9 protein-coding genes are annotated in these 15,310 nt (G+C 74.0%); 5 read left to right on the top strand and 4 right to left on the bottom strand.

Annotated elements, in window-relative coordinates:
* Positions 1 to 63: 63 nt before the first annotated feature.
* Positions 64 to 1,290 carry a macrolide family glycosyltransferase gene (locus AB0M59_RS41170; RefSeq protein ID WP_364626745.1) on the bottom strand — a complete coding sequence of 409 codons (1,227 nt, stop codon included), beginning with the start codon at positions 1,288 to 1,290 and terminating at the stop codon, positions 64 to 66.
* 205 nt (positions 1,291 to 1,495) lie between these two features.
* Between AB0M59_RS41170 and AB0M59_RS41175 the strand changes: the two genes are divergently transcribed.
* On the top strand, positions 1,496 to 2,974 hold the full coding sequence (locus AB0M59_RS41175; protein ID WP_364626747.1) for a glycosyltransferase family 39 protein: 1,479 nt from the start codon (positions 1,496 to 1,498) through the stop codon (positions 2,972 to 2,974).
* 1 nt (position 2,975) lies between these two features.
* Here AB0M59_RS41175 and rfbB read toward each other — a convergent pair whose 3' ends face one another.
* From rfbB to AB0M59_RS41190, 3 genes are all read right to left on the bottom strand, one after another.
* Entirely contained in the window at positions 2,976 to 3,947 is a 972-nt protein-coding gene (gene rfbB, locus AB0M59_RS41180) for a dTDP-glucose 4,6-dehydratase (RefSeq protein ID WP_364626749.1), read from the bottom strand.
* 19 nt (positions 3,948 to 3,966) lie between these two features.
* Positions 3,967 to 4,854 (bottom strand): glucose-1-phosphate thymidylyltransferase RfbA, encoded by an 888-nt coding sequence (gene rfbA / locus AB0M59_RS41185; RefSeq protein ID WP_364626751.1) that lies wholly within the window; start codon positions 4,852 to 4,854, stop codon positions 3,967 to 3,969.
* A 160-nt stretch (positions 4,855 to 5,014) separates the two neighbouring features.
* Entirely contained in the window at positions 5,015 to 6,307 is a 1,293-nt protein-coding gene (locus tag AB0M59_RS41190) for a histidine kinase (RefSeq protein ID WP_364626753.1), read from the bottom strand.
* Between the two features lie 405 nt (positions 6,308 to 6,712).
* On the opposite strand from AB0M59_RS41190, the gene AB0M59_RS41195 reads away from it, so the two are divergent.
* The 4 genes from AB0M59_RS41195 to AB0M59_RS41210 all read left to right on the top strand — a co-directional run bounded on the left by AB0M59_RS41195 (position 6,713) and on the right by AB0M59_RS41210 (position 15,309).
* Positions 6,713 to 9,289 carry a LuxR C-terminal-related transcriptional regulator gene (locus tag AB0M59_RS41195; protein WP_364626755.1) on the top strand — a complete coding sequence of 859 codons (2,577 nt, stop codon included), beginning with the start codon at positions 6,713 to 6,715 and terminating at the stop codon, positions 9,287 to 9,289.
* On the top strand, positions 9,273 to 12,017 hold the full coding sequence (locus AB0M59_RS41200; protein WP_364626757.1) for an AAA family ATPase: 2,745 nt from the start codon (positions 9,273 to 9,275) through the stop codon (positions 12,015 to 12,017). The genes AB0M59_RS41195 and AB0M59_RS41200 overlap by 17 nt, the downstream gene beginning before the upstream one ends.
* A 383-nt stretch (positions 12,018 to 12,400) precedes the next feature.
* Positions 12,401 to 12,526 carry a hypothetical protein gene (locus AB0M59_RS41205; RefSeq protein WP_364626759.1) on the top strand — a complete coding sequence of 42 codons (126 nt, stop codon included), beginning with the start codon at positions 12,401 to 12,403 and terminating at the stop codon, positions 12,524 to 12,526.
* Between the two features lie 2 nt (positions 12,527 to 12,528).
* Complete coding sequence (locus AB0M59_RS41210) at positions 12,529 to 15,309, top strand: AAA family ATPase (protein WP_364626761.1); 2,781 nt, start codon at positions 12,529 to 12,531, stop codon at positions 15,307 to 15,309.
* The last annotated feature ends 1 nt before the right edge of the window (position 15,310 follow it).

Genomic DNA, 15,310 nt, shown 5'->3' on the forward strand with positions numbered 1-15,310 from the left:
GTCGTGAGTGAGAAACAGTGTTCTAACCCTGTTTCTCACTCACGACCAGCCGCGGCAGACTACTTAGGGGAGCAGGGCTTCGAGGGCGTCGGCGGCTGCGGCCGCGCCGCCCGCCTGCTCGATCTCCTTGGCCATCAGCGCGAGCCGGGCGGTCAGCGAGTCGTCCGCCGCCATCGCCTCCACCGTGTCGAAGATGGCCTGCCCGCTCGCCTCGGTGACCGGGATGTGCCGGCCCAGGCCCAGCTCCGCGACGCGGTGGGCGTTGGCCAGGGTTTCGCCACTGTGGGAGACCGCGACGATCGGGACCTCGTAGCGCAGCGCCTCCAGGACGCTGCCCATCCCCGCCTGGCACACCAGCGCCGACGCGTGCGTCAGCACCGACGGGTGCGGCATCCAGTTGTGCGCCTCGACGTTCGGCGGCAGCTCGCCGAGCGCGGCCAGGTCGGCGCCGCGGCCCAGCGTCAGCACCACGTGCCACGGCTTGCCGCGGAAGGCCTCGATGCAGCCGGTGAAGAACCCGAGGTCCTTGCTCATCGACGTGCCCAGCGAGATCAGCACCACCGGCCGGCCGTCGCCCGGCGGGGTCCAGTGGCCTTCGAGGGGACGGCAGTCCGCGGTCGGGCCGACGAACAGGTACCGGGAGCCGAACGTCTCGCTCCCGTAGTGGAACGCCTTGGGGATGTAGACCAGACGCGGCTCGTCGCCGGCCGGCGTGAGGCTCTCCATCGCCAGGCGCGGGTCCAGCCCGTGCCGCGTGAGCAGTGCCGAGACGCCCGCGCCGAACTCTTCGCCGAACCGCGCCAGGCGCGGGTCCTCGTGGTCGAAGCCGGTGGCCGCCGGGTGGTCCTCGGGCGGTTGGGGCGAGCCGGGGATCTCGTCGTCGTCGTTCTCGATGAAGACGGGACAGCTCTCGACGAGCGGGACGTCCCAGGCGCGGGCGAGCACGCGGGCGGCGTTCCCGCTGATGGTGTCGTGGACGATGAGGTCGGGCCGGTCGCCGGAAAGCCGCTCCAGCGCCGGCTCGAGCGCCGCGAAGCCCTCGCGCATGAGGTCGATGATCATCGTCACCGCGTCGTCGGCGCTGTCGACCTTGGTGACCGACGCGGGGAAGTCCGAGTGGTACGGCAGCACCTCGGCGGGGCTGTCGCGCAGCAGGCCCGCGAACTGGTCGGCGACGGCGAACGTGACGCGGTGGCCCCGCTCGGCGAGCGCTTCGACCGGGCCCAGCATCGGGTTGATGTGCCCGACGCCCGGAAAGCTGAAGAACATGATGTGCCGGCCCTGGGTCATGGCTGGATTATCGCGAGAAACCGCAGCTCAGAGCCGGTTCGTAAGCGAAGTCTAGGGGAATCGCTACCCTCACGTTCCGTGCTTAAACATCACTTCTGAGTGACTACGAAGGTTGCGGATCCGCGCGGCTCGCGCGACTTTCGTTGCTCGGGTCGATGACTCCCGGCCGTCGAAAACGCAAGGTCCATCCGGGTCTACTTGAGCCATGACCCTTACCAGTGGAACCACCGACAGCCGGCCGGGCCGCACGCGCCCGGCGTTCGCGCGGACCCCGGTTCTCCTGATCGCGGGAGTCGCCGGAGCCCTGCTCCTCGTCGCCAGCCGGAACTACGGGTTCTCCTTCGACGAGGCCTACTTCGTGGTCGCCGGCCGCGACCACCCCGCGTGGGGCTACTTCGACCAGCCGCCGCTGGTGCCCTTCCTGGCCGCGGGGCTGGACCACCTGTTCCCCGGCTCGCTGACGGCTCTGCGGCTGCCCGCCACGCTGGCCGCGGTCGGCGGGATCGTGCTGAGCGCGCTGATCGCCCGCGAGCTGGGCGGCCGCCGGGTCGCGCAGACCGTCGCCGCGGCGGCGTACGCGATGTCCGGTGCCACGCTGATCTGCCACTACCTCGCGACCTACTCGATCGACCCGTTCTTCTGGTCGCTCATCGTCTGGCTGGTCGTGCGGTGGATCCGGGTGCGCGACGACCGGCTGCTGTTCGTCGCCGGGCTCGTCACCGCCGTGTCGCTGCAGACGAAGTTCCTGGTGCCGGCGCTGTGGGTGGCGCTCGCCGCCGCGTCGCTGGTCTTCGGGCCGCGCGACCTCGTGCGCCGCCCGCTGCTGTGGGCGGGTGCGCTGGTCGCGACGCTGACCACCGTGCCGACGCTGGTCTGGCAGGCCGCCCACGGCTGGCCGTACGCCCGGATGTCCGAGGTCGTCGCGGCCGAGTTCCCCGGCACCGGCCCGTTCCTGCTCGAACTGCTGTCCGGGCCCGGCCTGGTGATCGGCGTGCCGCTGGCGCTGTTCGGCTTCGGGCGCCTGCTCGCCGGCCGCGACCTGCGGCCCTACCGCTTCCTCGGCGTCGCGTTCCTGCTGCTGGTCCTGGCCTACCTGCTGACCTCCGGCCGGTCCTACTACGTCTACAGCCTCTACGCGCTCCTGTTCGCGGCCGGCGCGGTGGGTCTGCAGGACGTCAAGTGGCCCACGGCCGCGAAGGCGCTCGGCTGGCTGCTGGTCGCGGCGTCGGTCGTGCAGGCGCTCGTCGCGCTGCCGATCTACCCGAAGTCCTGGGCCGAGCGCATTCCCGACGTGCCGCTGGTGCCACTGACGGCGAAGGTCTTCGTGCAGTCCGACGGTCAGCTCGGCCAGCTCTCCGACGCCGTCGTGCAGGCCTACCGGTCGCTGCCGCCCGAGCAGCGCGCGCGGACCGCGATCATGACCGACAGCTACGCCTTCGCCGCCGACCTCCAGCTCTTCGGTGCCGAACGCGGACTGCCGGCCGTCTACAGCGCGCACCGCGGGTACTTCTACTTCGGGCACCCGGACGAGAGCGTCGACAGCGTCCTGTTCGTCGGCGACGCGAGCCCGCTGGTGGCCGGGGCGTTCGCCCGCCGGCAGGACGTGGTGCCGCAGCTGATGACCGTCTTCAGTGGACGGAACACCGCGTGGGACGCCCTGTGGCCGCAGTTGCGTACCCAGTAGCTCACCCCTTGAGCGGCTCCCACCAATCGCGGTTGTTCTTGTACCAGTCGACCGTGTCGCGCAGGCCGGTGTCGATGTCCACCTGCGGGGAGTAGCCGAGCTCGGTGGAGATCTTCGTGATGTCCACCGAGTAGCGGCGGTCGTGCCCCTTGCGGTCCTGCACCGGCCGGATCGCGGTGTGGTCCCGGCCGGTGATCGAGAGCAGCCGCTCGGTGAGCTCGCGGTTGGTCAGCTCGGTGCCGCCGCCGATGTTGTAGACCTCGCCCGCGCGCCCGCGCTCGGCGACGAGCTGGATGCCGCGGCAGTGGTCGTCGACGTGGAGCCAGTCGCGGACGTTGAGGCCGTCGCCGTAGAGCGGGACCTGCAGCCCGTCGACCAGGTTGGTGACGAACAGCGGGATGACCTTCTCGGGAAACTGGTACGGCCCGTAGTTGTTGGAGCAGCGCGTGATCGAGGCGTCGAGCCCGTGGGTGATGAAGAAGGAGCGGACCAGCAGGTCGGAGGCCGCCTTGGACGCCGAGTACGGCGAGTTGGGGGCGACCGGGTGGTCCTCGGGCCAGGAGCCCTCGTCGATGGAGCCGTACACCTCGTCGGTGGAGACGTGCACGAACTTGCCGACCTCGCGCTCCAGCGCGGCCTGCAGCAGGGTCTGCGTGCCGAGCACGTTGGTGCGGACGAACTCCGCCGAACCGGCGATCGAGCGGTCCACATGGGACTCGGCGGCGAAGTGGACGACGAGGTCGGTGCCGGCCAGCTCCCGCTCGACGACCTCGGGGTCGCAGATGTCGCCGACGACGACGCGCAGGCGTTCGTCCCCGGCGACGGGTGCCAGGTTCGCGCGGTTGCCCGCGTAGGTGAACTTGTCCAGCACGACCAGCTCGTCCGGCTCGAAACCGGGGTACCGGCCGGAAAGCACGGTGCGGACGTAGGCCGAGCCGATGAAACCGGCGCCGCCGGTGACCACCATGCGCATGGGAAGGATCCTCCGGGGTTCAGACCGTGGTGAGCGGCCGCGCGCGGCGCGCGAAGTCCATGACGTACTCGCCGTAGCCGGAGCTGCCGATCCGCTCGCCCAGCGCGTAGCACCGGTCGGCGTCGATGAAGCCCATGCGCAGCGCGATCTCTTCGAGGCAGGCGATCTGCACGCCCTGGCGGGCTTCCATCGTCTGCACGTACTGCCCGGCGTCCAGCAGCGACTTGTGCGTGCCGGTGTCCAGCCAGGCGAAACCGCGGCCGAGGTCGACGCAGCTGGCGCGGCCCCGGTCGAGGTAGACGTTGTTGAGGTCGGAGATCTCCAGCTCGCCCCGGGCGGACGGCTTCAGCCCCTTGGCGATCTCGACGACGTCGTTGTCGTAGAAGTACAGGCCGGTGAGCGCCCGGTTCGACTTGGGGTTGGCCGGTTTCTCCTCGATGGAGATCAGGTTGCCGTCGGCGTCGACCTCGCCGATGCCGTGGCGGTGCGGGTCGGAGACCTCGTAGCCGAACAGGACGCAGCCCTTGAGGTCGTGCGTCGCGGCGCGCAGCACGTCGGAGAAACCCTGCCCGTGGAAGATGTTGTCGCCGAGGATGAGAGCGGACGTGTCGTCGCCGACGTGCTCCTCGCCGATGATGAAGGCCTCCGCGAGGCCGTTCGGGTGGGCCTGCTCGGCGTAGCTGAGCCGCAGGCCGAGCTCGGCCCCGTCGCCGAGCAGCCGCTTGAACGCGGGCAGGTCGTGCGGGGTCGAGATGAGCAGGATTTCGGTGATGCCGGCCAGCATCAGGACCGAGAGCGGGTAGTAGATCATCGGCTTGTTGTAGACCGGGACGAGCTGCTTGGAGACGCCCAGCGTGACCGGATGCAGTCGGGAGCCACTGCCGCCGGCCAGGATGATGCCTTTCATGTGGGCCTCACGTTCTTGGTCGGTAAGGGTCGTGACCGGCCCGACCTTAAGCGCGGGAGTAGTAGGAGAATCTCCAGTCCTGGCCCCGGTGAACGTCATGAACGAGTCGTTCACGTCGTCGGACGAGGTGAAAGAGTCGTTCACGTCGTCGCGCGACGGTTCAGCGGTGGGTGGCCTTCTGCCGGGTCTCCGTCGTCGGCACGTACGCCGGCAGGTCGGCGGCGATGCGGAACCCGCCGTCGAGCGTCGGCTCCGCCTGCAGCGTGCCGCCGACCAGCTCGACGCGGTGGCGCAGGCTCGACAACCCGAGCCCGGAGCCGCTGCCGGCCAGCACCTCGTCCGGTTGCCGCCGGGGCGGGGTGTTGACCACGCGGATGCCGACGCCGTCCGGGCGGTAGCGCAGCTCGACGCGGATCTCGGCGCCCGCCGCGTGCTTGCGGGCGTTGGTCAGCGCCTCCTGCACGATCCGGTGGACCGTGCGCGCGATCGTCGGGGACATCTGCGAGCGCTCGCCTTCGACGTCCAGCTCCACCGGGATCCCGGCCGAGACCGACTCGGCGACCAGCGTGGCGGGGTCGGGCAGCTGCTCCGGCGTGCCCGCCGAGCCGGTCCGCGGGCTCGGGTTCGCCATCCGCTCGGAGAGGTCGGCCGAGGTCGTGTTCAGCACCCCGACCAGGTCGCGCAGTTCGTCGAGCGCCATCGCGCCCCGCGCGCGGATCTCCTCGGCGGCCTTGCGGACGTCGGGTTCCTTCGAGCTGATCCCGAGCGCCCCGGCGTGCAGGACCATCAGGCTGAGCCCGTGGGTGAGGACGTCGTGCATCTCGGCGGCGAGCCGGCGGCGCTCCTCGAACCGGGCTTGCTCGGCCAGCAGGTGCGTCTCGCGTTCCGCCCGCTCCGCACGGTCGCGCAGCTCCTGCAGCAGCTGCTTGCGCGCGTCCAGGTACAGCACGACCGCCGCCGGGCCGATCGTGCTGAGCAGGCCGACCGGGGTGATGGTCCAGCTGGGCGCCCACGGCTCGCTGCCGATGATCGCCAGTGCGCCGATGAAGGCGAACGCGACGCGCGGGTTCTCCAGCCGGACCAGGAAGATCACGATGACCGGCGTGATGCGGGGCAGGATCAGCGGGCTGGCCGGGTCTTCCGGGGAGAGCAGGCCGGGAGCGAGCGAGTCGGCCAGCACCGTCGCGAAGGTGACTGCCAGCGCGATGCCCGCGACCGTCTTCGGGAAGCGCCGCAGCCCGAGCACCGAGACGTCGACCAGCAGCTGGAGGATCAGGTCCGCCCGGGGGCCGGCCCAGCCGACGGTGGGGTGGCTGTTGACGCTGATCGCCACGTCGACCGCGCCGAAGATCACCGCCAGGCTGAGCAGCGTCGCCAGTTCGTGCTTGGGCCCCGCGCGGGTACCGAGGTGCTCACGCAGCGTGGTTCGAGTACCTGGAGTGACGTCCGACACGGGCTCCACGGTAGCTCCCGGGTCCCCCTCCCGGAGGACGACAGCCGGACTAGCGACGAAAGTTGCCCGCCGGGGGGCGGACCGACAACTTTCGTTGGTTCCCCTTCACCCCGTCGGCCCACGGGCAACAAGGGGGACCTCAAGTCTTGGTTAAATGTCCAGTTTTTGGCGCTCGGTAATGCTACAAGTGTCTCACCCGTCCGGGTGGTGGTCTTCGCTGACAGCATGCGTCGCGCCTGGTACGGTCACCTGTTAGTGGAGGAAGTGGCACAGATCGGGCACCGACGGTGGTTTTCATCCCGGCGGCGGTGTCGATAGCGTTCGGACGGTCAGATCCTTCGGCGGCTCTGGGGGCTGCGGAATGGGCTCGGTTTTGCCGGGCTTGCAGGAAAGGTCGATGGCGGCATGTCGGAATCCACTCCGAATCCGGTCTTCGCCGGGAACTCGGGCGCATTGTCCCGGTGCGCGGTACTCGCGTGGACGGAGTCCGCGCAGGCAGCGCTGGTGGACGGGACGCCCGACGGCGGCGTCCGCGCCCTGCTGACGGGCTTCGAAAGGTCGGAAACGGGCCGGTCCGCGAATATTATTCGTCTTTCCGGTGGCGGCGTCGCCGACGCTCCCGAGTTCCACACGCTCACCGAACTGTTCGCGGGTCACGCCGATCCGGGCGGGGCCATTGCGCGCACTCTGGAACTGCCCGCGGAAAACGGTTCCGCGCTCCACCGGAAATTCCGCACGCTGCGGTCGCTGTTGGTTTCCGGGCCATTGCGGAAAAAGAATGTCGTGATCGTCGTCGAAGACGCTCAGTGGTGCGACGAATCGTCGGTGCGGTTCTTCGACTTCCTGCTGCGGTGCGGCCGCGGAGAGCGGTTTCTGCTCGTCCTCTGCCGCCGCCCCGACGAGCCCGGTCCCGGCACCTGGGCACTGGGGCAGATCGGGGCGCAGGACCGGTGCCACCGCTGGGAAGTCGCCGCGTCGAGCCTGGTCGACGCGCTGGCCGGACTGTCCGCGCAGGCACGGACGGTGGCCACCGCCGTCGCCGTCCTCGACGAACAGGACGTGACGAGGGTGGCCGCTTTGTGCGGGCTGCCCGCACGGCCGGTGCGGATCGCCATCGACGGATTTCGACGCGCGAATCTGTTCGCCGGAAGCGTGCTCGACCGGTCGGTCCGAGCCCGCCTGCTCGCGGAAACGCCCGCCGAAGAACTCGCTCACCTGCATTTGCGCGCGGCCCGGGTGCTCAACGACGACGCCCGGCCCGCCGCCGAAGTCGCCCCGCACCTCGGCGCGCTGCCGCGGCTCGACGAGCGCTGGATGATCGACCTGGCGCTCGAAGCCGCGGCCGCCGCGGACCACCGGGGCGACCCCGCGACCGCGGTCGCCCACCTGTCCCGCGCCGCCGCCGCCGAGCCGGGCCGGCTCGACGTCCGGCTGGCCCTGGCCGCCGCCCGGCTCGAGCTCGACCCGGAAGCGGCGATGACGGAGGTGCGCACGGCCGCCGGCCAGGCGCGCGACCCGCGTGAGCACTGCGCGGTGGCCGTGCTGTTCGCGCTCGCGGCCACCGCCGCCGACGCCGCGGGCCGGCGGCAGGCGCCGCTCGGCGGCATGGTCGACCGGCTGGCCGCGCGGCTCGGCACGGACTCGCCCGCGGTGCGCGTGGCGGCGCTCGCCGCCGCGGCCACGACCCGGGAGGCCGCGCGCGGCCTGCTGCGGGAACGGGCCGCGACCGCCCCCCGCGCGGCCGCGGCCCGCCACCCCGGTGCCCGGGACCTCGCGGACCGGTCCGCCGCTCTCGCGCTGGCCGGGCGCGGCAGCGAGGTCGCCGCGGCCTGTGCCCGCGCCGTGGTCCGGCTGCCGGTGGCGGCCGCGTCGAGCGACGACCTGCTCGCCGCCGCGCGGACCCTGCGGCTGGTCGACGACGCGCCGAACGCCTTGCGGGCCCTCGACCGGGCGGTGGCGGAGGCTGCCGTGCGCGGCGACCGGGCCGGCCTCGGCCGGGCGCTGGCCGCCCGCTACCGCGCGCTGCGGGAGAGCGGTGACCGCGACGGCGCGCTCGCCGACGTCCGCGTCGCGGCGCTCGCGAGCGCGGGACAGCGCCCGGGGCTCGCGGTCCGCACTGCGCTGGCGACCGCCTTGTGCGACGACGACGAGCCGGCCACCGCCGAAGCGCTGCTGCGCGCGGCACGCCCGGACGAACTGGCCGCCGCGCCGGCGGAGCACCACCTCTGGCTGCTCGGCCTGGCCAGGGCCCGAGTGCTGCGGTCCGATGTGGACGGTGCACTGGAGCTGCTGCTCGAATCCGGCCGCCGGCAGGACGAAGCCGGCATCGGCAACCCGGTGTTCGCGCCGTGGTGGTACGCCGCCACGCTGCTGCTCGCCGCGCAGGGCCGGCACGGGGAAGCCGCCACCTACGCCGAACGCGGGCAAGTGCTCGCCGAGAACTGGCAGACCCCGACCGCCCGCGGCCTGGTATTGGTCGGCCGCGGTGTGGCCGCGTCGGGGACGCGGTCGGTGGAGCTGCTGGCGGAAGCGGGCCGGGTCCTGGCGACGTCGCCCTGCCGGATCGAGTACGCGCGGGCGGAGTACCTGCTGGGCAAGGCTTTGACGGGCGTCGGCGACCACAAGGCCGCGCGCCGGCACCTGCGCCAGGCGGCGATGCTGGCCGCCTGCTCGGGGTGGCGCTCGATCGGCGCGCTCGCCCGGGAGCTGCTCGAGGAGTCGGGCGGCCGGCTGCGGAAACCGGGTGCCGACGTGCTGACCCAGCGCGAACGCGAAGTGGCCGAGCTGGTCGCCGGCGGGGCGAGCAACCGCGACGTCGCGGGCACTCTGTTCGTCTCGCCGCGGACCGTCGAGCTGCACTTGACCAACGTCTACCGGAAGCTCGCCGTGGACAGCCGGGCCGAACTGGCCGTCGCGCTGCGGACGAGCCCGGGATCCACCGCCCCCGGGGCACCGAAGAGGACCCATGGGCTCGCCGGGTAGCGAAAACCTCCCGGTGCGCACCGAGCGGACGCCGCCGGCAGCGGCCGGTGTGCCGCCCCAGCGCGGCGTGCCCGGGCCCCGGCTGGCCGAGCGGGACGAGGAGTCTGCGCTGCTGACCGGGCTGGTCCACGACGTGCGTGACGGACGTCCGGCGGTCGTCACGGTCACCGGCGCGCCCGGCGCCGGCCGCAGCGCGCTGCTGTCCGCCGTCGCCGCGACCGCCCGCCACGAGCGGCTGCGCGTCGCCCACGTGCCGTGCTGCCCGTCCGACGGCACCCAGCCCTTCACCGTGCTGCACCAGGTTTTCACCGCGTTCGGCGGCGCACTTCCCGCGGCCGCGCTCGGCGAAGACGGCGAGACCGTGCCGACCGAAAGTGTCCTCTTCGGACTGTGCCGGGACCTGGCCGTCGCGACCGACGGCCGGCCGCTCGTGCTCGCCGTCGACGACCTGCACTGGGTGGACGCCGCGTCCCGGGCGTGGCTGCACGCGCTTTCCCGGCTCTCGTGCGGGATTCCGGTGCTGCTGGTGGTCAGCCAGACCAGCGGGCTGGACACCTGGCGTCCCGCGGCCGCCGCGCACGGCATCCGGCTGCGCCCGCTCGGCGACGCCGCGGTGGCCGGCCTGGCGCGCGAGCGGCTGGGCGCGGGGGTGGACGAGCAGCTGGTCGAGCACGCCGTGCGCGGCAGCGGCGGGAACCCGGCGGTGCTGACCGAAGGCCTGAACCGGCTGCGCATGGAACCCGGACTCGCGCGGGAGCGGGCGTCGCTGTTCACCAGGATCGCCGGGGAACGGCTGCTGCGCCTGGTCGACGGCCTGCCCGCCGAGCTCACCGCCGTGCTGCGTGCCGTCGCGGTCTGCCAGGACGGCTTCGGCCCGGCGCTGCTGGCCGAGCTCGCCGGGTGCCCGCCGGAGCGGCTGGCCGGGGACCTCGCGCGGCTGCGGGCGATCGGCCTGGTGACGGCGGACGGCGGCCTGGCCGGACCGGACGCCGGCCAGCGGGTGCTGGGCCGGCTGAGCGAGGGTGACCGCGACGCCTTCTTCACCCGCGCGGCGAAGCTGGGCTTCGAACACGGCGTCGCGAACGCCGCCGTCGCGGCGATCCTGCGGCGGACCCGCGTGATCGGCGAGCCGTGGGTGGTGGAGGTGCTGCGCGCGGCGGCCCGGCTGGGGCAGGCCGGCGGCCGCGACGGGCAGGCGACGGCGTCGCTCAAGCGCGCCCTGCAGGAACCCCTCGACCCGGCGCGGCGCGCGGCCGTGCTCCTCGACCTCGGCGCCGCGGAACTGCTGCTCGACCAGGACGCGGGTGACCGCCACCTGGCCCAGGTACTGTCCGAATCGGACGGTGCGGGCCCCGGCGGGCACCGGCTGGCGGCCGCGGACCTGCTCAACGCCCGCGGCGGGCTGAGCGCGCGCACCCTGATCGCCGCGTTCCGCCGGCCGGACGTCTCGGCGGCCGAACGAGACACCCTGCGCGCCCTGTACTGGCTGGCCGACGGCGACCCGCAGGACCGGTCGACCATCGGCGGCTACGGCATGCCGCCGCTGCCCGACCGGCCGTCGGACCCGGCGCAGGCGGCCGTGGCCGCGGTGCTGCTCGCCCGGCGCGGTCTGCGGCCGGCCCGGGTCCGGGGGCTCGCGCGCGCCGCGCTGGCGCAGCCGATGGCGGAGGTGAGCTCCCTGACCGTGCGCGCCGCGGCGGTCCGCGCGCTGGTCCTCACCGGGAACCTCGCCGAAGCGGAGACCCACGGCGAAGACGTGCTCGCGCAGGCCCGCCGCCAGTGCTCCCGGACGCTGGTCGCCCGCGCCCTGGCCGAGCGCGCCGAACGGCACCTCGCGGCGGGGACCCTCGACGAGGCGGCGGCCGACCTGGCCGGCGCGCACGAGCTGGTGCCGCCCCGGCACTGGCACCCGACGCTGCGCGCCCGGGTGGTCGCGACCGAGGCGCGGGTGCACCTGCAAGCCGGCCGCGCCGACCTCGCCCGGCGGGCGCTCGAGCGCGACGTGATCGAGCCGGGGCCCGGGCTCGGCAGCGCGTTCCTGTTGTACGCCCAGGGTGCGGTGCTGCTCGGGGAGGATCGGCCCCGTCCGGCGCTCGCGCCCTTGCGCGAGTGCGGCCGCCGGCTTTCCGCGCGGGGCTGGGAAAACCCGGAAGTCCTGCCCTGGCGGTCGGCCGTGGCGAAGTGCCTGGTGGCCGCCGGCGAGCGGGAAGCCGCCCGGCTGCTGCTCGGCGAAGAGCTCGCCGCCGCGACCGCGTGGGGCACCCGGGCCGCCGTCGGCGGCGCGCACCTGGCCGCCGCGCTCACCCTCGGCCCCGCGGACCCCGGCAGCGCCGGGCACCTCGGGCAGGCCGCCGGGCTGCTGCGCGGCAGCGGCAGCCACCTGCGCCACGCGACGGCCCTGGTGGAGCTGGCGGCGACCGGCGGCGACGCGTCCGGCGATCACCTCGCGGAGGCGGGCACCCTGGCGGCGCGGTACCGCTGGCCGGCCGTCCTCGGGCGGCTGCGCGAGCTGACCGGCCGTCCCGTGGCAGGCGGCGGGCTTTCCGAGGCGCAGCGCCGGGTCGCGAAGCTGGCCGCCGCGGGCACGTCCAACGCCGGGATCGCGGTGGAGCTCGCGGTGACCCGGCGGACGGTCGAGCTCCACTTGACCAACGTCTACCGCAAGTTGGGCATCGACGGCAGGCGGCAGCTGGCCGCGGCGCTCGCGGGTACTGGCGGGGAAGGGTAGGCGTGGTGTCGCACGGACCGACAGGTCACCGCCACCGAGGAGCGCTGGCGGGGATGTCCGGTGCCGGGATCGTGGTGACCGGGTTCCGCTTGACCAACGTCTGCCGCAAGTTGGGCATTGATGGCAGGCGCAGCTCGCCGCGGCGCTCGCGGGCACTGACGGGGAGGGGTAGGCGTGGTGTCGCACGGGCAGGCAGTTCGCGGCCACCGGCGAGGAGCGCGGGTGGGGATGTCCGGCGCTGGGATCGCGGCGACCGGGTTCCACCTGACCAACGTCTGCTGCAAGCTAGGTATCGACAGGCGGCAGCTCGCGGCGGCCGGCGGGGAGTGGTAACCCTGGTGTCGCACGGGCAGGTAGGTCGCCGCCACCGGCGAGGAGCGCGGGTGGGGATGTCCGGCGCCGGGATCGTGGTGACCGGGCTCCACCTGACCAACGTCTACCGCAAGCTGGGCATCGACGGCAGGTGGCAGCTCGCCGCGGCGCTCGCCGCCACCGGCAAGGAGGGCTAGCCGTGGCGCTGCCGGAACGCGAGACCGAGCTGCGCCGGCTGCGCGGCGCGATCGCCGCGGCCGGGGCGGGGGAGGGTTCGGTCACGGTCGTCACCGGGCAGCTCGGCGTGGGGAAAACGGCGCTGCTCAAGGAAGTCCTGCGGTCGGCCGAGGCGGACCCCGGCGGGCCGCGCGTGCTCACGGCGGCGGCGAGCCGGACCGAACAGGACTTCGACTTCGGGATCGCCTGCCAGGTGCTCGAGCCGCTGGTCGCCGAGGCGGACGCGCTCGAGGCGGACCGCTGGTTCGGGGGGACCGCGGGGGCGGCGCGGTGGCTGTTCCCCGGCGCCCCGGGCTGGCCGGGGTGGGAGCCGGGCGACCACCACGACGTGCTGACCGCGCACGGCCTGGTCGGCCTGCTCGCCGCCATCAGCGCCGACCGGCCGCTCGCCGTCCTGGTCGACGACCTGCACGTCGCCGACCGGCAGTCGCTGACCTGGCTGCGGCAGTGCGCGCGGCGGATCCACGACCTGCCCTGCGCGCTCGTCGTCACGGTCCGCGAAGGCGACCCGGGGGCGGACCGGCCCGCGATCCGCGAGCTGTGGGAGCTGGCGACGACCCGGATCCGGCCGGCGAACCTGTCGGAGGACGGGGTCGGGGCGGTGCTGCGCGCGGCGTCCGACGGCCGGGCCGGCGATCCGTGCGTCGTCGCCGCCTGCCACGCGGCGAGCGCCGGAAACCCCTTGTACCTCAACGAAGTCGTGCGAGGCGGCCATGCGCACCGCGGCGGGCCGTCGGTGCTCAAGGAACGGCTGGCCGCCCAGCTCGCCGTGCTGCCCCCGCAGGTGGGCGACTGCGCGCGGGCGATCGCGGTGCTCGGCGAGCACGCCGAGCCGTGGCTGGTCGAACACCTCACCGGCGCCGACTCGGTCGCCGTCGCGGAGGCCGTGCGGGTCCTGGGCCGGCTGGGGATCCTCGCCCCGGCGTGCCCGCTCCGGTTCGCCGCGCCCGTGCTGCGGACCACAATCGAGGCGTCGATGACCGCGCAGGAGGACCTGCGGCTGCGGGTGCGCGCGGCGACCGTGTTCCACGAGGCCGGGTTCGCCGCCGAGACGGTCGCCGCCCAGCTGCTCGAGGTACCCGCACCGTCGCCGTCGCCGTGGATGCCGGAGGAGCTGCGCACGGCCGCCGACGCGGCGACCCGGCGCGGCGAGCCCGAGACGGCGGCGCGGTACCTGCGCCGCGCGCTGCTCGACCTGCCGCCCGACGGCCCGGAGCGCGGCTGGCGGCTGGTGGACCTGGCGCTCAGCGAAGCCGCCTTTGACGTCTCCGCCGCGATCCGGCACCTCACGCAGGCGATCGGGCTGCTGCCGACCCCGCGCGAACGGGCCGAAGCGGTCACCCTGCTGCCGCTCTCGGCGTTCCTCCGGCCGGAGGCCGCCGTCCTCACCGGCCGCGTCACCCCGGAGGACGCCGGTGGCCAGGCCGGGCTGCGCCTGGAGGCGCGGATCCGGCTCACCCGCTGCGAAGACCCGGCGCTGCTCGCCGGCGCGGTCGACCGTCTCCGCGAGCTGGGCCCGGAGCCGCCGATCGGCACCCTCGCCGAACGCGAGCTGCTGGCGGTCCTGCTGCACGCGGCCACGCTGAGCGCCGGGATGCCCGCCGCGATCGTGGCGGGGCTGACCGACCGGCTGCTGCGCTGCGCCCCCGCGTCGTCCGAGGAGTTCGCCGGCACCGCGCCGCTGCTGATCATCTCCGCGCTCACCGCGGGTGCGCTCGGCCCGACGTCGTCCTGGCTGGAGAGCGCGGCGGGCGAGCCGGTCCGCGGCCGGCCGGCGCGCCCCGCGTCGCTGATCGCCGCGCGTGGGGCGGTGCTGGCCCAGACCGGGCAGCTCACCCGCGCCCGGTCCGCGGCCTGGGAGGCCTACGAGCTGATCGGCGGGAACCTGGGCGAGGCACCCGAGTCCCTGGTGATGGCGCTCGTCGCGATCGCGGTGGTCACCCGCGACGAGCGGCTCGCCACGACGCTGGTCGAGCACTACGACGAGCACGCGCTGGCGCGGGCCGGCCTGCACATCCGGGCCGCGCTGCTGATGCTGCGCGGCGCCGCGACGGCGGTCGAGGACCCCCGTGGCGCGCTGGCCCGGTTCCTCGACTGCGGCGCGGCCCTGCACCGGGCGGGCTGGCGGAACCCGGCGCTGTTCCCGTGGCGGACGTGGAGCGCGTGGCTCCAGCGGCGGCTCGGCGACTGCGTGTCGGCCGGCGAGCTGATCGACGACGAGATCCGGTGGGCGCGGTGCTGGGGCGCGCCGGCGCCGCTCGGCCGCGCGCTGCGGATCAAGGCGTCGCTGTCGACGGGCGCCGAGGCCGACCGCATGGTGGCGGAGTCGATCGAGACGTCGCGGGCGTCGGGGGACCGGCTGGAGCTGATCCGCGCTCTGCTGGCGGAGGGCGCGCTGCTGCGCTGCGACGGGAAAGCGGGGGCGGAGGACCGGTTCCGCGAGGCCTACCGCCTCGCGGAGGGCTGCGGCGCGCCGTGGCTCACCGGCCGCACGGCCGAGGAGACGACCGGCCCGCGGACGGCCGCCGGGCCGTCGGCCGCGCTCAGCGAGGCGGAGGGCCGGGTGGTCGCGTTCGCCCTCGACGGCCTGACCAACGGCGAGATCGCGGCCGAGATCAACGTGACCCGGCGGGCGGTCGAGAAGCACCTGACGAACTGCTACCGGAAGCTGGGTATCTCGGGCCGGGCGGAACTCGCCGAGGTGTTCGGCGCGTGGGGTTTCGGGGCGCGCAGCAGCGCGTGAG

The organism is Amycolatopsis sp. NPDC051371 (assembly GCF_040682155.1).
Classification (GTDB): domain Bacteria; phylum Actinomycetota; class Actinomycetes; order Mycobacteriales; family Pseudonocardiaceae; genus Amycolatopsis.